At 63.0% G+C, this 20,418-nt stretch carries 18 protein-coding genes; 11 read left to right on the top strand and 7 right to left on the bottom strand.

Annotation, left to right across the window (positions count from 1 at the left end; all coding sequences use genetic code 11):
* Positions 1–114 precede the first annotated feature (114 nt).
* From G3O01_RS37090 to G3O01_RS37045, 10 genes are all read left to right on the top strand, one after another.
* Positions 115–1,293 carry a 4-hydroxybenzoate 3-monooxygenase gene (locus tag G3O01_RS37090; protein ID WP_205811982.1) on the top strand — a complete coding sequence of 393 codons (1,179 nt, stop codon included), beginning with the start codon at positions 115–117 and terminating at the stop codon, positions 1,291–1,293.
* A 308-nt stretch (positions 1,294–1,601) separates the two neighbouring features.
* Positions 1,602–2,303: a 3-oxoacid CoA-transferase subunit A gene (locus G3O01_RS37085; RefSeq protein WP_205811981.1), complete on the top strand. Its 702-nt coding sequence runs from the start codon at positions 1,602–1,604 to the stop codon at positions 2,301–2,303.
* Between the two features lie 12 nt (positions 2,304–2,315).
* Entirely contained in the window at positions 2,316–2,975 is a 660-nt protein-coding gene (locus G3O01_RS37080; RefSeq protein WP_205811980.1) for a 3-oxoacid CoA-transferase subunit B, read from the top strand.
* Positions 2,976–3,119: 144 nt separating this feature from the next.
* Positions 3,120–4,487 carry a 3-carboxy-cis,cis-muconate cycloisomerase gene (locus G3O01_RS37075; protein WP_205811979.1) on the top strand — a complete coding sequence of 456 codons (1,368 nt, stop codon included), beginning with the start codon at positions 3,120–3,122 and terminating at the stop codon, positions 4,485–4,487.
* A 21-nt stretch (positions 4,488–4,508) separates the two neighbouring features.
* A complete protein-coding gene (gene pcaD, locus G3O01_RS37070; RefSeq protein WP_205811978.1) occupies positions 4,509–5,300 on the top strand; it encodes a 3-oxoadipate enol-lactonase in 792 nt (263 codons plus the stop codon).
* Positions 5,297–5,686 (top strand): 4-carboxymuconolactone decarboxylase, encoded by a 390-nt coding sequence (gene pcaC / locus G3O01_RS37065; protein ID WP_205811977.1) that lies wholly within the window; start codon positions 5,297–5,299, stop codon positions 5,684–5,686. The genes pcaD and pcaC overlap by 4 nt, the downstream gene beginning before the upstream one ends.
* 849 nt (positions 5,687–6,535) lie before the next feature.
* The gene (locus G3O01_RS37060) at positions 6,536–8,440 is read left to right on the top strand and encodes an ABC transporter permease (protein ID WP_205811976.1); all 1,905 of its coding nucleotides are present in this window, start codon (positions 6,536–6,538) and stop codon (positions 8,438–8,440) included.
* Positions 8,437–9,243, top strand: coding sequence for an ABC transporter ATP-binding protein (locus G3O01_RS37055; protein ID WP_205811975.1), 807 nt, complete (start codon positions 8,437–8,439; stop codon positions 9,241–9,243). Before G3O01_RS37060 ends, G3O01_RS37055 begins: the two co-directional genes overlap by 4 nt.
* A complete protein-coding gene (locus G3O01_RS37050; RefSeq protein WP_205811974.1) occupies positions 9,240–9,953 on the top strand; it encodes an ABC transporter ATP-binding protein in 714 nt (237 codons plus the stop codon). The genes G3O01_RS37055 and G3O01_RS37050 overlap by 4 nt, the downstream gene beginning before the upstream one ends.
* A 939-nt stretch (positions 9,954–10,892) precedes the next feature.
* Positions 10,893–12,113 carry an ABC transporter substrate-binding protein gene (locus G3O01_RS37045; protein WP_205811973.1) on the top strand — a complete coding sequence of 407 codons (1,221 nt, stop codon included), beginning with the start codon at positions 10,893–10,895 and terminating at the stop codon, positions 12,111–12,113.
* A gap of 72 nt (positions 12,114–12,185) precedes the next feature.
* Here the strand turns inward: G3O01_RS37045 and G3O01_RS37040 are convergent, their stop codons facing one another.
* Together G3O01_RS37040 and G3O01_RS37035 are read right to left on the bottom strand one after the other, a co-directional pair.
* Complete coding sequence (locus tag G3O01_RS37040; RefSeq protein ID WP_007748721.1) at positions 12,186–12,437, bottom strand: hypothetical protein; 252 nt, start codon at positions 12,435–12,437, stop codon at positions 12,186–12,188.
* A 290-nt stretch (positions 12,438–12,727) separates the two neighbouring features.
* Positions 12,728–14,056: an aspartate aminotransferase family protein gene (locus tag G3O01_RS37035; protein ID WP_205811972.1), complete on the bottom strand. Its 1,329-nt coding sequence runs from the start codon at positions 14,054–14,056 to the stop codon at positions 12,728–12,730.
* Positions 14,057–14,220: 164 nt separating this feature from the next.
* Here G3O01_RS37035 and G3O01_RS37030 point away from each other — a divergent pair, with 164 nt between their 5' ends.
* Positions 14,221–15,630: a PLP-dependent aminotransferase family protein gene (locus G3O01_RS37030; RefSeq protein ID WP_205811971.1), complete on the top strand. Its 1,410-nt coding sequence runs from the start codon at positions 14,221–14,223 to the stop codon at positions 15,628–15,630.
* On the opposite strand, the gene G3O01_RS37025 is transcribed toward G3O01_RS37030, so the two are convergent.
* The 5 genes from G3O01_RS37025 to G3O01_RS37005 all read right to left on the bottom strand — a co-directional run bounded on the left by G3O01_RS37025 (position 15,631) and on the right by G3O01_RS37005 (position 20,340).
* Entirely contained in the window at positions 15,631–15,822 is a 192-nt protein-coding gene (locus G3O01_RS37025; protein WP_205811970.1) for a hypothetical protein, read from the bottom strand. It abuts the gene before it with no gap.
* Between the two features lie 126 nt (positions 15,823–15,948).
* Positions 15,949–17,436 carry a diguanylate cyclase gene (locus G3O01_RS37020; RefSeq protein WP_205811969.1) on the bottom strand — a complete coding sequence of 496 codons (1,488 nt, stop codon included), beginning with the start codon at positions 17,434–17,436 and terminating at the stop codon, positions 15,949–15,951.
* Between the two features lie 242 nt (positions 17,437–17,678).
* On the bottom strand, positions 17,679–18,767 hold the full coding sequence (locus G3O01_RS37015) for a GGDEF domain-containing protein (RefSeq protein ID WP_205811968.1): 1,089 nt from the start codon (positions 18,765–18,767) through the stop codon (positions 17,679–17,681).
* 9 nt (positions 18,768–18,776) lie between these two features.
* Positions 18,777–19,409: a hypothetical protein gene (locus tag G3O01_RS37010; RefSeq protein ID WP_205811967.1), complete on the bottom strand. Its 633-nt coding sequence runs from the start codon at positions 19,407–19,409 to the stop codon at positions 18,777–18,779.
* 310 nt (positions 19,410–19,719) lie between these two features.
* Positions 19,720–20,340: a LysE family translocator gene (locus G3O01_RS37005; protein WP_205811966.1), complete on the bottom strand. Its 621-nt coding sequence runs from the start codon at positions 20,338–20,340 to the stop codon at positions 19,720–19,722.
* Positions 20,341–20,418: the final 78 nt, after the last annotated feature.

The raw sequence follows: 20,418 nt of genomic DNA, 5'->3' as shown, positions 1-20,418 counted from the left end.
GCCGCGTAGTATCGAAAAAACGTATACAACCTATCCTAAAAATCGCGTTGTCGCATATTCGGGAAAGCGCCGAGAATGGTTTGATAAGCCGAACAAGAACTTCGGAGACAAACGATGCGCACTCAGGTTGCCATTGTTGGCGCTGGCCCCGCCGGTTTGCTGCTGTCGCATTTGCTACGGATAGCAGGTGTTGAATCGGTCGTGCTGGAAAGCCGGTCGCGCGAGTATTGCGAGCAGCGCATACGCGCGGGCGTGCTCGAACAGGGCACCGTCGATACGCTCAATGAAGCCGGCCTCGGCGCCCGGATGCAGCGCGAAGGGCTGGTACATCACGGCATCGAGCTTTTGTTCGAGCGCAAGCGACATCGAATCGATCTGACGACGCTGACGGGTGGGCGCGCGATCACCGTCTACGGCCAGCATGAGGTGGTGTGCGACATGATCGCCGCCGCCGTCGAGCATGCGCAGCCTCCGTATTTCAATGCGTCGGATGTCTCGCTGCACGATCTGTCGACGGACACGCCTTGGGTTCAATTCACGCACGATGATGCAGTGCAGCGTATCGATTGCGATTACGTGGCGGGCTGCGACGGCTTTCACGGCATCGCGCGCGATTCGATTCCCGCCGACGCACTGCAAACCTTCGAACGCGTCTATCCGTACGCGTGGCTCGGCATTCTCGCCGATGCTGCGCCGACCTGCGACGAGCTGGTTTATGCGCATCACGAGCGCGGATTCGCGCTCTTCAGCATGCGTTCGCCGGAAGTGACGCGTCTCTATCTGCAATGCCGACCCGACGAAGACCTCGCGCAATGGTCCGACGAGCGCATCTGGAGCGAGCTTCACACACGCTTCGGGAACGACGAAGGCTGGTTGCCTGCGATCGGCGAAATCACGCAGAAGGGCGTCACGCCGATGCGCAGCTTCGTTTGCGAGCCGATGCAATACGGCCGCCTGTTTCTTGCCGGCGACGCCGCGCACATCGTGCCGCCGACGGGCGCCAAAGGGATGAATCTGGCCGTCGCCGATGTGCGCGTGCTGTCGAAGGCGCTGGCCGCGCGTTATCACGAAGGCCGCGACGATCTCCTCCGCGCCTATTCGGCAACCTGCCTCGAACGCGTCTGGCGCGCCGAGCACTTCTCGTATTTCATGACGAACATGCTGCATCCATCGTTCGACGACACGCCTTTCATCAACCGGCTGAAAATGTCCGAGCTGCGCTACGTGGCGCATTCCGATGCGGCGTCGCGGATGCTGGCAGAGAATTACGTCGGGCTGCCGTTTCGCGACTGATCATGCCGCCGTGCAGCGTAGGGCAAACCACGAAACCCTTGCCTTGACAAGAGACGCGCACGCAAACCATAATGCGCCGGTACGTTCGCTAAACGAAACTGTGTTCGCATATAGAACTTTTCACAAGTTCGATGGGCGGTATAGATTGAAGGGCGAGCCAAACACATGCGGCCTGCAGCAGGTCTGCATGCCGTCGTCAGCAGGGCTATGAAGGACGAAAGCGGACGTGGAGACCGTCCGGCGTGCATCCGTCGATCAAACGGCGGATCGTGCGGCGCGGAAACGACGCGTTCCAGAGGATATTCGACATGATCAACAAGATTTTCGAGTCACTCCAGTCGGCAGTCGCCGACGTGCATGACGGCGCGACCGTCATGATCGGCGGCTTCGGCACGGCGGGCATGCCGTCCGAACTGATCGACGCGCTCATCGAGCAGGGCGCCAAAGAACTCACCATCGTCAACAACAACGCCGGTAACGGCGACACCGGCCTCGCGGCGCTGCTCAATGCGAAGCGCGTGCGCAAGATCATCTGCTCGTTCCCGCGTCAGACGGATTCATACGTGTTCGACGCGCTCTATCGCGCCGGTGAAATCGAACTGGAACTCGTGCCGCAGGGCAATCTGGCCGAGCGCATCCGCGCGGCGGGCGCGGGCATCGGCGGCTTCTTCACGCCGACGGGTTATGGCACCAAGCTGGCCGAAGGCAAGGAAACGCGCGAGATCGACGGCAAGCACTATGTGCTGGAATCGCCGCTGCACGCCGACTTTGCGCTGATCAAGGCGTACAAGGGCGACCGCTGGGGCAATCTGGTGTATCGCAAGACGGCGCGTAACTTCGGCCCGATCATGGCGAGCGCGGCAAAGACGGCGATCGTGCAGGTGTCGGAAGTCGTGCCGCTCGGCGCGCTCGACCCCGAAGTGATCGTGACGCCGGGTATCTTCGTGCAGCGCATCGTCGAAGTGCCGCAGGCGGCCCACGCCGCGCAACGCCCCGAACAAGCTGCCTGAAGGAGGCCTGACATGAAACGACTGACCCGCGATGAAATGGCGAAGCGCGTCGCGCAGGACATTCCTGAAGGCGCTTACGTGAACCTCGGCATCGGCGTGCCGACGCTGGTGGCGAATCACCTCGACGCGAACAAGGAAATCTTCCTGCACAGCGAAAACGGCCTGCTCGGCATGGGCCCGGCGCCCGCCAAAGGCGAGGAAGACGACGAACTGATCAACGCCGGCAAGCAGCACGTCACGCTGCTGACAGGCGGCGCGTACTTCCACCATTCGGATTCGTTCGCGATGATGCGCGGCGGCCACCTCGACTACTGCGTGCTCGGCGCATTCCAGGTGTCGTCGAAGGGCGATCTGGCGAACTGGCACACGGGCGCGCCGGACGCGATTCCGGCCGTTGGCGGCGCGATGGATCTGGCCATCGGCGCGAAGCAGGTGTTCGTGATGATGGAACATCTGACGAAGCAGGGCGAAAGCAAGATCGTCGCCGACTGCTCGTACCCGGTGACGGGCGTCGGCTGCGTGGACCGCATCTACACGGACCTCGCGATGATCGACGTGACGAAGGATGGCCTCGTCGTGCGCGAAATCTTTTCGGATATCGACTTCGCCGAACTGGAAAAGCTGACGGGCGTCGCGCTGATCGACGGCACGCAGCAGGCTCGCGCAGCTTAACGGCTGCACGGCCCCGGCATCTGACAGCCGACGCGCGCGCAATTGCGCGCGTGACCTCGGCGCGGCGTTCGGCGACAATGAAACCGAACGCCGCGCGCTTCCAGGCGCGACCCAACGCGCATTCATCCCAACGCACTCATCATCATGCTAGAAGCTAGCGCACGCTTGACTGGCCTGATCTGCGGCACGCAGCCGATGAACGACATCTGGTCGCCGCGCGCGACGCTGCAACGGATGCTCGACGTCGAAGCGGCGCTGGCGCGCGCATCGGCCGTCCATGGCGTGATTCCGCAATCGGCAGTGGCCGCGATCGAAGCGACCTGTCATGCAGAAAAACTCGACGCCGACGCACTCGCACGCGACGCCGCGCTCGGCGGCAATCTCGCGATTCCCCTCGTCAAGCAACTGACCGCGCGCGTCAAGGACGCCGACGCGGAAGCGTCGAAATTCGTCCATTGGGGCGCGACGAGCCAGGACATCATCGATACCGCGACCGTGCTGCAACTGCGCGATACGTTCGATCTGCTCGACGGCGCGTTGTCGTCCACTTGCGACGCGGTTGCCGCGCTCGCGAAGCAGCATCGCGCGACGCCGATGATCGGCCGCACGTGGCTGCAACAGGCGCTGCCCATCACGCTCGGTTTGAAATTCGCGCAATGGCTCGATGCGCTGCTGCGTCATCGCGAGCGGCTCGATACGTTGCGCGAGCGCGTGCTCGTGCTGCAATTCGGCGGCGCGGCGGGCACGCTCGCGAGCTTGCGCGACAAAGGCGAGGTGGTGGCCGCATCGCTGGCGAAGGAATTGAAACTGCAATTGCCCGCTGTGCCATGGCACACGCAGCGCGATCGCATCGCTGAAACGGCGTCGTTCTTCGGCATGCTGATCGGCACGCTCGGCAAGATCGCGCGCGATATCTCGCTGCAGATGCAGACCGAACTTGGCGAACTCGGCGAACCGGTTGCCGCCGGCAAAGGCGGTTCATCGACGATGCCGCACAAGCGCAATCCCGTCGGCTGCGCGGCTGTGCTGACGGCGGCGGCACGTGCGCCCGGCCTCGTCGCGACGGTGTTCGCGGGCATGGTGCAGGAGCACGAACGCGCGCTCGGCGGCTGGCAGGCCGAATGGGACGCGCTGCCGGATCTTGCGCGACTCGCAGGCGGCGCGCTGGCGAACATCGAACAGATCGCGCAGGGACTCGAAGTGAACGTCGAGCGTCTCGCGGCGAATCTCGAGGTGACGCATGGGCTGATTCTGGGCGAATCGGTGATGCTCGCGCTCGGCGACAAAATCGGCCGGATGGATGCGCATCATCTTGTCGAGCATGCATCGAAGGAAGCGGTTAAAAGCGGCAAGACGCTGTTCGACGTGCTCGCCGCCGATGCATCCGTCACCCAACATCTGCCTGTCGAGCAACTGCGCAAGCTGCTCGATCCGGCGCATTACGTCGGCAGCGCGCACGCTTTCGTGGACGCCGTGCTGGCCCTTCACACCGCGCGCAACAAGAACGCGTGAACCAACATCAGGAGTAAAGGAATGCCTTACGCTGCAGTCAATGGCATCGAGCTTCACTATCGGATCGACGGCGACCGTCATGGCAACGCGCCGTGGCTCGTGCTGTCGAATTCGCTCGGCACGGACCTGTCGATGTGGACGCCGCAGGTCGCGGAATTCGCGAAGCACTTCCGCGTGCTGCGTTACGACACGCGCGGACACGGTCATTCGGAAGCGCCGAAGGGACCGTATTCGATCGAGCAACTGACGGGCGATGTGATCGGCCTGCTCGACTCGCTAAAGATCGCGCGCGCGAATTTCTGCGGCATTTCGATGGGCGGCCTGACGGGCGTGGGCCTTGCTGCGCGTCACGCGGATCGCATCGATCATGTCGTGTTGTGCAATACGGCGGCGCGCATTGGCTCGCCGGAAGTGTGGGTGCCGCGTGCGGCGCGCGCGCGCGCGGAAGGGATGCTCGCGTTGTCGGAAGCGGTGTTGCCGCGCTGGTTCACGGCAGAGTTCATCGCGCGCGAACCGCTCGTATTCAACTATGTGCGCGATGTCTTCGTGCATACCGACAAGGAAGGCTACGCGCTGAATTGCGAAGCGATCAACGCGACTGATCTGCGTCCGGAAGCGCCTGGCATCAAGGCGCCTGCGCTGGTGATTTCCGGCACGCACGATCTGGCTGCGACGCCGGCGCAGGGCCGCGAACTGGCGGCGGCGATTCCGGGTGCGCGGTATGTGGAACTGGACGCGTCGCATATCTCGAACATCGAGGTAGCCGATACCTTTACGAAGACCGTGCTCGATTTCCTGAAGGGGCAGCGATGAACGACGATCAACGATACGAAGCAGGAATGGGCGTGCGCCGCGCGGTGCTGGGCGATGCGCACGTGGACCGGTCGCTGGCGAACCGTACGGAAGTGACGGAAGAGTTTCAGAACTTCATCACGCGATATGCGTGGGGTGAGATCTGGACTCGAGAAGGGTTGCCGCGGCATACGCGCAGCCTTTTGACCATCGCGATGATGGTGGCGCTTAATCGCAGCGAGGAGCTGGCGTTGCATTTGCGCGCCGCGCGGAATAATGGGGTTACGCGCGAGCAGGTTAAAGAGGTGCTTTTGCAAACTGCTATTTACTGTGGTGTGCCTGCGGCTAACTCGGCTTTTCATCTGGCTGATAAGGTTTTTAAGGAGCAGGACGAGGAGGCGAAGTAAGGGTTGTCTTGCGACGCTGGTTTGGTTTGCTTGTGTTGTCGCTGGCATCCGCGTTTTGTTTTGCCTGCTTCACGCGTTGCCCCTGTGCGGGGCGGCACCTACTTTTCTTTGCCGCGGCAAAGAAAAGTAGGCAAAAGAAAGCCGCTGAACACCGCCCGTTCTTGTTCCTGCCTGAGGGCCCCCAACGGGTCCTCCGCTTCAAACGGCAACCTGCCTTTCACTGCCCGTTGCCAACGCTCTTATCGAGCGCCTCACCCGCTTCACACTCCCGCGTCGCCACACGCGCGATCGCATCGCCCACGTTCTATGGCGGCAAACTGTGTGTAGGCTGTCGCGGCGTACGCGCTCCACTCCGGACTGAAAAGCACGATCGGTGTCGTAAGAGCGCTGACGTCTGAACCACTACGCCCTACACACAGTTTGCCACCTGGGCGGCCGCAGCCATTCGCTGCCGCTAGCTGCGCTACGGGTGAGTGAAGTGGGTGAGGCGCCTATTTAAAGCGTTGGCAACGGGCACTGAATGGCAGAACGCCGTGTGAAGCGGAGGACCCGTTGGGGGCCCTCAGGCGGAGGTCAAGAGCGGGCGGTGTTAGCCCGCTTTCTTTGCTTACTTTCTTTGCGGCGGCAAAGAAAGTAAGTGCCGCCCCGCACAGGGGCAACGCCTGAAGCACCAATAACAAAACGCGGATGCCAGCGAAAGCAAAAGCAAACCACCCCAGCGTCGCAAGACAAGCCAAACCAAATGCCGCCCCCGCGGACGCGCAAAAAACCCCTGCAAAAACAAAACAATTCGGGTATACCTGTCGCCCATCACAAACCAAATCCAACCCCGCCGGCAGGCAAAGACCTATGCTTTCCAACCTGCTAGTCCAGCTGATCAACGGCCTCGCCGACGCCTCGGCGCTCTTCCTGGTAGCAGCGGGACTGTCGCTGATCTTCGGCGTGACACGCATCGTCAATTTCGCGCACGGCTCGTTCTACATGCTGGGCATCTACGTCGCCTACAGCATCGCGAGCCGCTTCGGCACAAGCAGCGTGATGGGTTTCTGGCTGTCGATGCTGGCCTCAGCCCTCGTAATCGGCATACTCGGCGCACTGGTCGAGTTCATCGTGCTGAGGCGCATCTACAAAGCCCCCGAACTCTTCCATCTGCTCGCGACATTCGCGCTCGTCCTGATCTTCCGCGACGCCGCGCTCGCAATCTGGGGACCGCAGGACCTTTTCGGTCCGCGCGCACCGCATCTGTCCGGTGCAGTCGGGCTGCTCGGCCATCAGTTGCCCACATGGGACATCGCGCTGATCGCAATCGGACCGCTCGTGCTGCTCGCGCTTTGGTACGCGCTTACACACACACGCTGGGGCACGCTCGTGCGCGCAGCCACGCAGGACCGCGAGATGCTCGGCGCGCTCGGCATCAATCAGGCATGGCTGTTCACGGGCGTGTTCTTCGTCGGCGCGTTTCTCGCAGGGCTGGGCGGCGCGCTTCAAGGGCCGCGCATGTCGGCGAATCTCTCGCTCGATCTGGAAACGATCGGCAATGCATTCGTCGTCGTCGTGGTCGGCGGGATGGGTTCGATTCCGGGCGCCTTCGTCGCCGCGCTGCTGATCGCGGAGATCAAGGCGCTGTGCATCGGTATCGGACACGTGTCGCTGTTCGGCATCGACCTTTCGTTGAGCCGCTTCACGCTCGTCGCAGAGTTTGTCGTGATGGCCATCGTGCTCGTGGTGCGGCCATGGGGATTGCTGGGGCGGCCGACATCGACTGTTCGCGCATCCGCGCCCGCCGACATGCCATTACAGCTCGCGGGAAAGCGCCTCAAATGGCTCGCTGCGTGCGTGCTAGCCGGGCTTGTCCTCGCGCCGCTCGCAGCGGGCGCGTTTCCGTACGTGCCCGTGCTGCTCGTCGAAATCCTGATCGCCGTGCTGTTCGCTGCGAGCCTGCACTTCATCATGGGACCGGGCGGCATGCATTCGTTCGGTCATGCCGCGTACTTCGGCCTCGGCGCGTATGGCGCGGCACTCTTCCTGAAAGTGCTCGATCTGCCGATGGAAGCCGCGCTCGTGCTCGGCCCGCTGCTCGCGGTGCTTGGCGCGCTGGTATTCGGCTGGTTTTGCGTGCGCCTTTCCGGCGTGTATCTCGCGATGCTCACGCTTGCGTTCGCGCAGATCGTCTGGTCGGTCGTGTATCAATGGGACGATGTGACAGGCGGCAGTAACGGCATTCTCGGGTTGTGGCCGTCGAACTGGTTGTCGTCGTCCGTTGCCTACTACTATCTGACGCTCGCGTTCGCAGTGCTTGGCGTGTGGCTGCTGCGTCGCATACTGTTTTCGCCACTTGGATACGCGATGCGCGCGTCGCGCGATTCGGCGTTGCGCGCGGAAGCCATCGGCATCGACACGAAACGCGTGCAGTGGGCTGCGTTCGTGATCGCGTCGCTGTTCTGCGGTCTTGCCGGCTCGCTATATGCCTTTTCCAAAGGCACGATTTCGCCGGAAGTGATCAGCGTGAGCCGTTCCGTCGATGGTCTCGTGATGGTGCTGCTCGGCGGCATCCAGACGTTGACGGGCCCTGTTGCGGGCGCGGCGCTGTTCACGTGGTTGCAGGACACAGTCGCGCGACAGACCGACTACTGGCAGGCGCTGCTCGGCATCGCGATCCTGCTGCTCGTGATTGCGTTTCCGCAGGGGATCGTTGGCTTCGTGCGCGAGCGTTTCGAGCGTAACGATAGAGACGCCACGGAGGCCGGTCGATGAGCCTTCTGCGTGTATCGAATCTGTCGATGTCGTTTGGCGGCGTGAAAGCCGTCGACGATGTTTCTTTCGACGTAAAACCCGGCGAACTGCTTGCATTGATCGGCCCGAACGGCGCGGGCAAATCGACATGCTTCAACATCCTCAATGGACAACTGCGTCCGACGCATGGCTCGGTGATGCTCGACGGACACGAACTGGTCGGCATGCGTCCGCGCGATATCTGGCGGCGCGGCGTCGGCCGCACGTTTCAGGTCGCGGCGACCTTTAACTCGATGACGGTGCTCGAAAACGTGCAGATGGCGCTCGTGTCGCGCGAAAAGCGTCTATACGGTTTGTGGAAGCGGGCAGCATCCCACTTCGCAGACGAAGCGCTTGCGCTACTCGAACAGGTCGGCATGGCCACGCATGCGCAGCGCGCGTGCAGTGTGCTTGCGTATGGCGATGTGAAGCGCGTCGAAATGGCGATTGCGCTTGCCAACCGCCCGAAGCTGTTGCTGATGGATGAGCCGACGGCGGGCATGGCGCCGAAGGAGCGTACCGAGTTGATGGCGTTGACGAGGCGTCTTTCGCTTGAACGCAACATCGGCGTGTTGTTTACGGAGCACAGCATGGACGTCGTGTTTTCCAGTGCGGATCGCATCATCGTGCTTGCGCGCGGCAAGCTGATCGCGCAGGGCGACGCCGACGCGATACGCGCCGACGCCAACGTACAGGCTGTCTACTTCGGCACGGGCAAGACGTTCCAGCCGCGCGCGGCACTTTCGCGCGACGACGGCGCGACACAAACGGAGCCGCGCGCATGAACGCACCGTTGCTGAAGATTGACGGCTTGAATGCGTTCTATGGCCGCGCGCAAATTCTCTTCGACGTGAGCCTTGAAGTCGGGCGTGGCGAAGTCGTTGCGTTGATGGGTCGCAGCGGCGCGGGCAAATCGACGACGATGAAGTCGATCATGGGATTGATGCCGCGCCGTGAGGGTGTGCTTCATTTCAACGGCGTCGATATTTCCGCGTTGCAGCCGCATCGGATTGCGCGGATGGGGCTGGGTTACGTGCCCGAGGATCGTCGTGTGTTCACTGGGCTTACGGTGCTGGAGAATCTCGATACCGGGCGTCAGCCGGTACGTGAAGGCGCGCCTTCCTGGACGCCCGAAAAACTCTTCAAGCTGTTTCCGAATCTCGGCGAGATGCCGAAGCGAATGGGCGGGCAGATGAGCGGCGGCGAGCAGCAGATGCTGACGGTGTCGCGGACGTTGATGGGGAATCCATATCTTGTCTTGCTCGACGAGCCTTCTGAGGGTGTTGCGCCGGTGATCGTCGAGCAGATGGCAAATATGATTCTTGAGCTCAAGCGGGAAGGGTTGGCGATTTTGCTCTCCGAGCAGAATGTGCATTTCGCTGAGCTTGTTTGTGATCGGGCTTATGTGCTTGAGAAAGGGCAGATAAGGTTTGATGGCGCGATGGCTGAGCTTGTTGGGGATGAGGCGCTGCGGCGTACGTATTTGGGGGTTTGATGGGGTAGGGGTTGAGTTTGGGGTTGGTTTTTGCTGGCATCCGCGTGATGTTATTGGTTTGCTAGTGTTGTCCCTGTGTGGCACGTGCGTTGGCTTGTCTTGCGACGCTGTTGTGGTTTGCTTTTGTTTTCGCTGGCATCCGCGTTTTGTCTTGCCTGCTTCACGCGTCGCCCCTGTGCGGGGCGGCACCTACTTTTCTTTGCCGCGGCAAAGAAAAGTAGGCAAAAGAAAGCCGCTGAACACCGCCAGCACTTGTTCATGCCTGAGGGCCCCCAACGGGTCCTCCGCTTCAAACGGCGCTCTGCCTTTCACTGCCCGTTGCCTACGCTCTTATTGAGCGCCTCACCCACTTCACACTCCCGCGTCGCCACACACGCGATCAAATCTCACACGTTCTATAGCGGCAAACTGTGTGTCGGCTTTCGCGCCATACACGTTTCACTCCGGACAGAAAAGCACGATCGGTGTCGTAAGAGCGCCGACGTGTGAAGCACTACGACCGACACACAGTTTGCCACCTGGGCGGCATTAACCATTCGCTGCCGCTGGTTGCGCTACGGGTGATTGACGCGGGTGAGGCGCCTATTCGGAGCGTTGGCAACGGGCATTGAATGGCAGAACGCCGTGTGAAGCGGAGGAACTGCTGGGGGCCCTCAGGCAAGAACTAGAACGGGCGGTGTTAGCCCGCTTTCTTTGCTTACTTTCTTTGCGGCGGCAAAGAAAGTAAGTGCCGCCCCGCACAGGGGCGACGCGTGAAGCGGGCAAGCCAAACCGCGGATGCCAGCGCAAACCCAGGAAAAACACACCTGCGCAAACCCAGGAAAAACACACCAGCGAAAACCAAACCAAACCAAGACACAAAAAAACCCAGAACCGTTACGATGCACACTTCACGCGGCGCGGTCAGCGCCAGCAAACCGAGAACAAAGGGAGCAACGCATGACCTCGCGCGCAGCATGGACTTTCCGCATAGCGGCTTCACTGGCTGTCACAGCGACACTATCGCTAACAGCAAACAGCGCATCCGCGCAACAAACCATAAAAATCGGCGAAATCAACAGCTACAAAGCGCAACCGGCATTCCTCATGCCGTACAAAAACGGCTGGAACCTCGCACTCGATCAGGTCAACGCAGCCGGCGGCGTGCTAGGCAAAAAACTCGAAGTCGTCTCGCGTGACGACAACGCTAACCCCGGCGACACAATCCGCGTCGCGCAAGAACTGATCGCGCGCGAGCAGGTGCAACTGCTATTCGGCGGCTATCTGTCTAACACAGGTCTCGCGCTGACCGACTTCGCGAAGCAGAAGCGCATGTTCTTCCTCGCCGCCGAACCGCTCACCGACAAGATCGTCTGGGCCGATGGCAACAAGTACACGTACCGTCTGCGTCCGTCCACCTACATGCAGGTCGCGATGCTCGTCCCCGAAGCCGCGAAGCTGCACAAGAAACGCTGGGCGCTCGTCTATCCGAACTATGAATACGGCCAGTCGGCAGCCGCGACCTTCAAGAAGCTGCTGAAGGCCGCGCAGCCCGACGTCGAGTTCGTCACCGAACAGGCCACGCCGCTCGGCAACCTCGACGCCGGCTCGACCGTGCAGGCACTCGCCGACGCGAAACCCGACGCCATCTTCAACGTGCTGTTCAGCGCGGACCTCGGCAAGTTCGTGCGTGAGGGCAATACGCGCGGCCTCTTCAAGGACCGCAGCGTCGTCTCGCTGCTGACCGGCGAGCCCGATTATCTCGACACGCTCGGCGCAGAAGCGCCTGTCGGCTGGATCGTGACGGGCTATCCGTGGTATTCCGTCGATACCCCCGCCAACAAGAAGTTCGTCGCCGACTACGAAGCGAAGTATCACGACTATCCGCGCCTCGGCTCGGTGGTCGGCTATGCGGCGCTGATGTCGATCGCGAATGGCATCAAAAAGGCAGGTTCGACCGATCCCGACAAGCTCGCGGCCGCGTTCAAGGGCTTGAATGTCGATACGCCGTTCGGGCCGATCACCTATCGCCCGCAGGACAACCAGTCCACGATGGGCGCGTTCGTCGGCGTGACGGCGCTCAAGGACGGCAAGGGCGTGATGACGTCGTATCGTTATATCGATGGCGCGAGCGTGCAGCCGTCCGACGCCGAAGTGAAGAAACTGCGTCCCGCAGACTGATTTCGCTGTAACGGACGCATGCCAAAGGCCAGCCGTACGGCTGGCCTTTTACTTTTCAGGCCGCGCGGGTCATCACTCTTCTGCGTCGTGCTCGGCCACGAAATGACGCAGATACGCGAGCACGGCCGCTTCCGCCGCGCGATGGTCCGCGCAGCTTTTCGAACCGGCGTTCTCTTCGTCGCCGAAAAGCGTAGACGGCGCATTGTGCACGTCCACTTCCTGGCCTTCGCGGAAAATGCGGATCTCGTGCATCGTTTCCGCGTACTCCGCGACCCAGTGAATGCCTTCTATATGTGCGCCCGCTCTGACTGTCTGCGTATTCATAAGGCGTCTCCTGACGGTTCGATCACCGGTCTTTGACGTAAACCATAGACGCTATCGGTGTATCGCGCACCTTTCGTTGCACTTCGGATCCGCGTGCAGCGTTACTGCAACGCAGTGCGAATCGATGGAGAAGCGCTCGCGCGTGGCCGAAGCCGTGTCGAAGCGGGATAGCGGATGGGGCGGGCGGTGAACTGCCGTGAAGAAGGCTGCGCACACGCGGACCGCGCGTGCGCATCATTGAAGACTGGCGGGGAGCACCGCTGCGGGCGCAGCGGTGCATCAAACAGAACTTACTGAATCGAAGCCAGTGCGTTGCGCACCGTCTGGAAGACCTGATCGATCTGCGCTTCGTCGATGATCAGCGGCGGCGAGAACGCGAGGATATCGCCCGTGAAGCGGATCAGCACGCCCGCTTCGAAGCACTTGACGAACGCCTCGTACGCACGCGCGCCCGGCGCGCCGTCGCGAGATTCGAGTTCGATACCCGCCACCATGCCGAGGTTGCGGACGTCCTTCACATGCTTCGCATCGCGCAGCGCGTGAGCGGCGGCTTCGAACTTCGGCGCCATCGCAGCCGCGCGCTCGAACAGGCCTTCGCTGCGGTACAGATCAAGCGTCGCGACGCACGCGGCGGCCGCGAGCGGGTGCGCCGAGTACGTATAGCCATGGAACAGCTCGATTGCGCCTTGCGCGCCGGCGTTGACGATCGTGTCGTGCACCGTGCGGCTCGCCGCGACGGCACCCATCGGCACCGATGCGTTGTTGATCGCCTTGGCCATCGTCAGCAGATCGGGCTTCACGCCGAAATACTCGCTGGCGGTCGCCGCGCCGAGGCGGCCGAAGCCCGTGATCACTTCGTCGAAAATCAGCAGGATGCCGTGCTTCGTGCAGATATCGCGCAGCTTCTGCAGGTAGCCTTGCGGCGGGATCAGTACGCCCGTCGAACCGGCAACCGGCTCGACGATCACGGCGGCGATCGTCGACGCATCGTGCAGCGCGACGATGCGCTCCAGTTCCTCGGCGAGATGCGCGCCCCAGGCCGGCTGGCCCTTCGAGAACGCGTTGTGTTCGAGGTTGTGCGTGTGCGGCAGGTGATCGATGGACGGCAGCAGCGCGCCCGAGAACGTCTTGCGGTTCGGCGCAATGCCGCCAACCGAAATGCCGCCGAAGCCCACGCCGTGATAGCCGCGCTCACGGCCGATCAGGCGCGTGCGCTGGCCTTCGCCGCGCGCGCGGTGGTAGGCGAGCGCGATCTTCAACGCGGTGTCGACGGATTCGGAGCCGGAATTCGTGAAGAACACGCGGTCGAGCCCTTCGGGCATCAGTTCCGCGACTTTCGACGCCGCTTCGAACGCGAGCGGGTGGCCCATCTGGAAGGTCGGCGCGAAATCGAGCGTCGCGGCCTGCTTCTGGACGGCGGCGACGATCTCGTCACGGCCGTGACCCGCGTTCACGCACCACAGGCCCGCGCATGCGTCGAGCACGTCGCGACCGTCGGTCGAGCGGTAGTACATGCCTTTGGCCGATTCCAGCAGGCGCGGCGCAGCCTTGAACTGACGGTTGGCGGTGAACGGCATCCAGAAGTTCGACAGGTCGTCGATCACGGGGCGCGAAGTCATGGGTCTCTCCTCGAATAGGTAGCGAAACTGTAGCGTCCGAGGTTAAATGGCGGACATAAACAGTTCACTCACTGCGCTGCTAACTGTGTTGGTCGAATCGCTTGAACTGTGCTGGTTTGTGCTGATTGCTACGCTGCCTTTGCCGCCCCGCTGGATGAATCAGGATGATAGAACTCGAACTGGATCGTGACCGCCGCGCCGCGCCGACGCTCGTCGAGCAGGTGGTGCAAGGCTTCGCGCATGCGATCGACAGCCATGCGCTGCGCGCGGGCGCGCTGCTGCCGTCGGTGCGCCAGCTTGCACAGTCACATTCGCTGAGCACCTTTACGGTGACGGAGGCGTACAGCCGGCTCGTGTCGATGGGACTCGTGACGGCACGGCGCGGTTCCGGCTATCGCGTCGCGTCGCGCGCGGGGGCCACGCATGCGCACACCGTCGACTGGCAGCCGCCCAGCCTCACCGCGAACTGGCTGTTGTCCGACGTATTCGCCGATCACTCCGTACCGATCAAGGCGGGCTGCGGCTGGCTGCCGAACGAATGGATCAACGAAACGGGCTTGCAGCACGCGTTTCGCGCGATGAGCCGCGTGCCCGCCGTGCGTCTGGGCGACTATGGGCATCCGTACGGTTTTGCGCCGCTGCGCGCGAAAATCGCCGAGCAGATGGACCGGCGCGGGCTGCCCGTCGAGGTGTCGAACGTGCTGCTGACGCAAGGCGCGACCCAGGCGCTCGATCTGATCGTGCGCACGCTGCTGCGCGCGGGCGATACCGTCGTCGTCGAAGATCCGGGCTACTGCAATCTGCTGCAGATTCTCAAGCTTGCCGGGCTGAACGTGATCGGCGTGCCGCGTACGCCGGCGGGCATCGACACGGATGCGTTCGAGCAGATCGTCGACACGCATCATCCGAAGGCGATCTTCGTCAACACGACGCTGCAGAACCCGACGGGCGCGACGTACGGCATGGCGTGCGCGTACCGGCTGCTGCAGATCGCCGAGCGCAGCCGCATGTGGGTGATCGAGGACGACGTGAGCCGCGAACTCGGCTCGCCCGGCGCGCCGATGTTCGCGGCGATGGAAGGCCTGCGCCGCGTGCTGTACATCAGCGGTTTTTCGAAGACGGTGACGCCCGCGCTGCGCTGCGGCTATGTAGTCGCCGAGCGCGACGTGCTGCGCGAACTGGCGCGCACGAAGATGGCGGTGGGGCTGACGTCGTCGGAGGCGATCGAGCGGATCGTCGACAAGGTGCTGCATGAGGGGCGCTACGCGCGCCACGTCGAGATCGTGAACGACAGGCTGCGCGCCGCGCATGCCGTCGTCGAGGAGCGGCTGGATGCGCTCGGGCTCGAAGCGTTTTACCGGCCGCGCGCCGGGCTGTTCCTGCTGGCCCGCTTGCCCGTCGAGCCGGAACGTGCGGGCGAGATTGCGACGGCGGCGCTTTCCGACGGTATCTGGCTCGCGCCCGGCTCTTATTTCCTGCCCGACGATGCGCCGAGCGCATGGTTTCGCTTCAACGTCCCGCATTCGACCGACGATGCGTTGTGGCGCTTCATCGAACGGATCGGGCGGGGATGATCAGGGCTTCGCGAGCGCGTCGATCAGTTCGGAGATGTTTTCCGCGCCGACATTGTCTTCCAGCAGCCCGATGAAAATGCGGCTGTACATCTGATCCCGTTGCAATTCGGGCAGATCCGTGCGTGCATTGGCGATCGCTTCGGCCGCGCGATGCGCGGAACTGACGATGCGTTGTGCGAGTTTCTTTTCCATACACTTCGCTAACGACAGCAAGCTGAAAAGCTTGAGCCGCTCTCCCTGTTTTTAGCGCACTCGTTGCGCCACGATCAAACTGTGGGCCGAATGCGTTGTCGTTTTTATTCCGCGTGTGTGTTCGTCTCACGCGACCAGCGCTTTTTTGCCAGCCGGCGCGCGATGTGCACGCCCGCGTTCCTTCGCGTCATACATCACCAGGTCGGCCGCTTTCACCAGATCCGCCGCGCGTTCGCCCGGCTGCAGCACCGCGATGCCGAGGCTCGCGCACACGCGGTACGCATTGCCGTGCACGCTGACGGGCACTTCCAGCGCCGCCGTGATCGCGCCCGCGACGACGGCCGCCGACGCCGCGTCGTCCCCGATCACGACCAGAAACTCGTCGCCGCCGAGCCGCCCGACCTGCGCGCGGTCCGGCGCCACTTCTTTCAGGCGCCGCCCGACTTCAGCAAGGATCGTGTCGCCCAGATGGTGGCCGAACGTATCGTTGAGTTCCTTGAAACGGTCCAGGTCGACGAAGATCACGGCCACGCGCCCCGCGGCATCCGGCGCGGCGACGGCTTCCTCGAGCAGATCCATGATGTAGCCGCGATTGGACAGACCCGTCAGACGGTCGGTGTGCGCGAGCCGGTGCAACTGCTCGCGGCCCTTCAGCAGCTTCTGGATCAGCGCGGCAATCCACGTCGACAGGCCGACGAGGATTGCTGAAATCACGCTCGCCATCGTCACGTAGACGCGGCGCATCCGGTAGTAATCGTCGAGCGTTTCAGCAAGCGACAGACCCGCCATCACCGTCAGGCCGTAGCGGTTCACCTCGCGGCTCGCGACGATGCGCTCCACATGGTCGATCGGATCGGCGAACGTCTCGTCGCTGTGGCGCGGATCGATGTAGCCGGTCGGCAAGGTATCGCCCGTGCGGCTGGGCGCGTCGCCTGCGCGGCGCGACAGCATGAAGCCGCGCCCCGACAGCACCGCGATCATGCCGTGCTCGCCGAGCGCGGCGCTCGTGTAGAAGCCGTCGGTGAGCCACGCCGGATTCTCCGACACGATCACCACGCCGCCGAAACTACCGTCTGGACGGTTGATGCGGCGCGTCGCCTGAATCGACCATTGCCGCGAGATGCGGCCGATCAGCGGCTCGCTGAGAAAGAGCCCGACATCGGCGCGCTCGCGATGCACGCGGAAGTGCTTGCGGTCGCTGAGATCGATCGAACCGGAAAACGGAATCGTCGATGCGATAACGTGGCCGTCCGGGCCCGCTATCGTCACTTGCAGTGCTGTATCCGCGGTGATGAGGCCGTACGCCTGGTACTTCTTGAGGTCGAACGTATCGGGCGAGTTTTCGATGCCGTATTTGACGACGAGCGCGATCGTATCGACGTCGTGAATCGTTTTCAGCGTGTGGGTGTCGAGCGCGCTTGCGACCGTGCGCGCGGCCACGCGCGCGTCATGCAGCACGGCCTCTTTTTCGACTCGCAGCCGCATCAGGATGGTGATCCACAAGACGGCGAGGATCAGCACGGTCAGCGCGGGCAGCAGAATGAACGCGCGATGCGGCGCACTGCCGGGGCCGCGCGGCTGCAAATGCACGATGAATCTGCGAAGTCGGCTCATCTGCGACCTCGTTGCGGACGCGGTGTTTTTCACTGGCTGATGGCTGACGCTTGAGGCACTTCAACTCGACCGTTCATGAAAGACGGCCGCTTGCTGCCGTCACCTTGCTGAACCCATATAACGGCAGCGCCGGGCGGAAGTTGATTGAGATTCGCAGATTCGTTTGAAACAGAAGAGACGTGCTGCTTTCGCTGCCGCGGTGCGTCAGATTCGACTCGATGGAAGCGGTTTTCAGCGGCGATTTATGCAGGCGGCATTGGAGGGATGGCGAACGCGTAGCCGTTCTTGCCGTGGCGCTTGACTTCGTACATCGCGCCGTCGGCGGCGGCGACGAGCAGCCGGTGATCGGCGACGCGATCGGGATACGTCGCGATCCCGACGCTCGCGCGCACGAAGCCGAGACCCATGTGCGTGTCGGTGTCGCCGACGCAGTTCATCAGCCGTGTGGCGATGCTCATCAGTTCCATGTCGTTGCCGAAGCCCGAGACGAGCGCGGCGAATTCGTCGCCACCCATGCGCGCGAGCAGATCGCCGGGACGTAACGACTGACGAAAGCGCTGCGCGAGCGCGATCAGGAATTCGTCGCCGACGGCGTGACCCATCGTGTCGTTGACCTGCTTGAAGCCGTCGAGATCGATATACAGCACGGCGCAGTTGCCGGGCACGCGCTCGGCTGCGATGCGGTCGAGTCGCGCGAGCAGTTGCTGGCGGTTCGGCAGGCCCGTCATCGCGTCATGCTGCGCGGCATGGCGGAACTGATGCGTGAGACCCGCGAGACGCCGGTGACGCCGCGCGAACACGATGAGCGCGGCGAATAGCGCGCCCGTCACCACGACGGTCAGCACGGCCAGCACGCTCGCGACGCGCAGCGTTCGCCGCCGCACGTCGGTGCTGATGGCGTCGCGCCGCGCGCGCCAATAGTCCGCCGTGGCCGCGAGCGACTGCTTCAGTTCGTCGAGGCTTTTTGCCGTCGCGTTGGCTTGCGGCAGGCGCGGCGCGGGAACGGGGCTCGAGCCGATCAGCGCGTCGAGTTCGGTGACGCGCGCGTCCAGTTCGTCGAGCGCCTGCTGATAGCGCGCGTCCGTGCCACTCGAAGGCGCGATGCGCTTCAGCAGGCTCGCGACGCCGAGCGCATTCTCGGCCCGCCCGACGGCCTCCAGCACGAGCGATGCGTACTGCTGCTGAAAGTGATCGGAGAACAGCGCCTTGACCTGCACGGCGACATAGAGCAGCCCGACGACGAGACAGGCGAGCGCCAGCGCGCCGACCGCGACCGGCTGCGGGCGCCATCGCGGGCTGAATGGACGGATTGGCGTGACGGTTCGCTTCACGCCAGCGGGCTAGGGATGGGAATACGGGTCGGGATTGTTGCCGGGATCTCGGGTGCGACGGTGATAGCCGACCTTGCGGAACATCGCGGTCAGCCGCGACACGAATGTTTCTTTCGGTTTGGCCCGCTGCGCGTGGCGCGCATTGCTTCCCGTCTGCTTGCCGCGATCGGTGCGGGCGGCGGCGGAGTTCGGCCCGGGCGCGGCGCGCGCGGCTTGTTGCGGGTCAAGCGTATCGGAATCCGCGTCTGCGTCTGTGTCGTCGGCCGATGCCGCTGCAAGCGTATCGGTGCCGGCTGGAGCGGTTTTTTGCGTTGGCGGCGCCGGTATCACGCGGCCCGATACCGAGCTGGTCGGTACGGCGGCGTGGCTGGGAATGATCAGGTCGGCGCTGGTCGCTGCGCCAGGCAGCGGGCGGCGAGCCGATTCGACGGCCTCGGCGTACGCGACCTGATCGCGGCTGAACCAGATCACATAAGCGGCCGTGCCCATCACGCCGACGGCAAGGCCCATCGCGGAGATCAGGCAAATCTGCACCCAGTTGTAATGTCGTGCCTGCTGATCGTCGCTATCGGTCAGAAACGCGCTGTCGTATTGCTGCTGCCTGGGGCCGCGCTGGCGGTCCGGCGAATCCTGTGCGTCCATGTTTGCAACGCCTCCGACCCTTGCGGTCTGCGTCTGTCAATGGCGGGACTGGCGCGCGGTGGACGCGCACAGTGAAATGTGCTCGGGGATAACCGTGGTTTCGCAGCAATTAGTGAGCCCGGAAAGTGCTCAACGCCAGCGATCGTGCCAGCGGAGACAGCGCGGAGCCCGCTTGCGAGGACAGGGTTATGTGTTGGCTATTCTACTGTCAAAACGCAAGACGGGCCGTGGCGGAAAACGCACGTTTGAAGCGTGCGGCGGCGCGTTGAAAAACGCGCCGCGCGAGAAAAATTTCCAGACTGTGTGCGTGTCAGGCAAACAGGCGCAGCACGATCGGGTACAGCGTCGCGACGAGCATCAGCGCCATTGCGATGTTGAAGGTGCGCAGCCATACGGGGTTCGACAGCGCGCGGCGCATCGCGGTGCCGAACGCGGCCCACAGGCAGATGCACGGCAAGCCGATGACGTAGAACACGAGCGCCATCAGCAGCGCGTTGATGCCGAAGTCGGCGCTCAGATGAATGGTCGTCGCGGCCGTGAGCACCATCATCCAGGCCTTCGGATTGACCCACTGGAACGCAATGGCTTCATGAAAGCGCATCGGACGGCGCTCGCCTTTTTTCACCTGCATTTCGCCCGACGTGCCGATTTTCCACGCGAGATACAGCAGATACACGACGCTCAACACTTCGAGCACCGTGTAAAGCACCTCGAAGCGGCGGAACGCTTCGCCCAGCCCGAAACCCACCGACAGCATCAGCAGCGCAACGCCCGCGCTGATACCGAGAATATGCGGCAGCGTGCGGCGAAAGCCGAAGTTGACGCCCGATGCGAGCAGCATCGTGTTGTTGGGACCGGGCGTGATGGTGGTGACGAGCGCGAACAGGATGCCGGCGGGCAGGGCGCTGGCGCTCAGGGTTTCGAGGGTCATGGACGGCTCCGCTGAAAGATTCGAGGGTTACGCCAGTGTAATGTCGGATCCCGGTACAGTACCGGTACAGATCGGCAT

The sequence above is a fragment of the Burkholderia sp. Ac-20365 genome, assembly GCF_017104715.1.
GTDB lineage: Bacteria > Pseudomonadota > Gammaproteobacteria > Burkholderiales > Burkholderiaceae > Paraburkholderia.
The sequence above is the reverse complement of the archived record's forward strand: the minus strand, read 5'-3'. Positions and strand labels throughout refer to the sequence as shown.

Excerpts from the sequence above, each read along its gene's own strand:
- G3O01_RS37025 (WP_205811970.1), bottom strand. The coding sequence starts at position 15,822 with ATGGAAAAGAAACTCGCACAACGCATCGTCAGTTCCGCGCATCGCGCG.
- G3O01_RS37055 (WP_205811975.1), top strand. The coding sequence starts at position 8,437 with ATGAGCCTTCTGCGTGTATCGAATCTGTCGATGTCGTTTGGCGGCGTG.
- G3O01_RS37080 (WP_205811980.1), top strand. The coding sequence starts at position 2,316 with ATGAAACGACTGACCCGCGATGAAATGGCGAAGCGCGTCGCGCAGGAC.
- G3O01_RS37020 (WP_205811969.1), bottom strand. The coding sequence starts at position 17,436 with ATGAGCCGACTTCGCAGATTCATCGTGCATTTGCAGCCGCGCGGCCCC.
- G3O01_RS37090 (WP_205811982.1), top strand. The coding sequence starts at position 115 with ATGCGCACTCAGGTTGCCATTGTTGGCGCTGGCCCCGCCGGTTTGCTG.
- G3O01_RS37060 (WP_205811976.1), top strand. The coding sequence starts at position 6,536 with ATGCTTTCCAACCTGCTAGTCCAGCTGATCAACGGCCTCGCCGACGCC.
- pcaD (WP_205811978.1), top strand. The coding sequence starts at position 4,509 with ATGCCTTACGCTGCAGTCAATGGCATCGAGCTTCACTATCGGATCGAC.
- pcaC (WP_205811977.1), top strand. The coding sequence starts at position 5,297 with ATGAACGACGATCAACGATACGAAGCAGGAATGGGCGTGCGCCGCGCG.
- G3O01_RS37075 (WP_205811979.1), top strand. The coding sequence starts at position 3,120 with ATGCTAGAAGCTAGCGCACGCTTGACTGGCCTGATCTGCGGCACGCAG.
- G3O01_RS37045 (WP_205811973.1), top strand. The coding sequence starts at position 10,893 with ATGACCTCGCGCGCAGCATGGACTTTCCGCATAGCGGCTTCACTGGCT.
- G3O01_RS37005 (WP_205811966.1), bottom strand. The coding sequence starts at position 20,340 with ATGACCCTCGAAACCCTGAGCGCCAGCGCCCTGCCCGCCGGCATCCTG.
- G3O01_RS37010 (WP_205811967.1), bottom strand. The coding sequence starts at position 19,409 with ATGGACGCACAGGATTCGCCGGACCGCCAGCGCGGCCCCAGGCAGCAG.
- G3O01_RS37030 (WP_205811971.1), top strand. The coding sequence starts at position 14,221 with ATGATAGAACTCGAACTGGATCGTGACCGCCGCGCCGCGCCGACGCTC.
- G3O01_RS37035 (WP_205811972.1), bottom strand. The coding sequence starts at position 14,056 with ATGACTTCGCGCCCCGTGATCGACGACCTGTCGAACTTCTGGATGCCG.
- G3O01_RS37085 (WP_205811981.1), top strand. The coding sequence starts at position 1,602 with ATGATCAACAAGATTTTCGAGTCACTCCAGTCGGCAGTCGCCGACGTG.
- G3O01_RS37050 (WP_205811974.1), top strand. The coding sequence starts at position 9,240 with ATGAACGCACCGTTGCTGAAGATTGACGGCTTGAATGCGTTCTATGGC.
- G3O01_RS37040 (WP_007748721.1), bottom strand. The coding sequence starts at position 12,437 with ATGAATACGCAGACAGTCAGAGCGGGCGCACATATAGAAGGCATTCAC.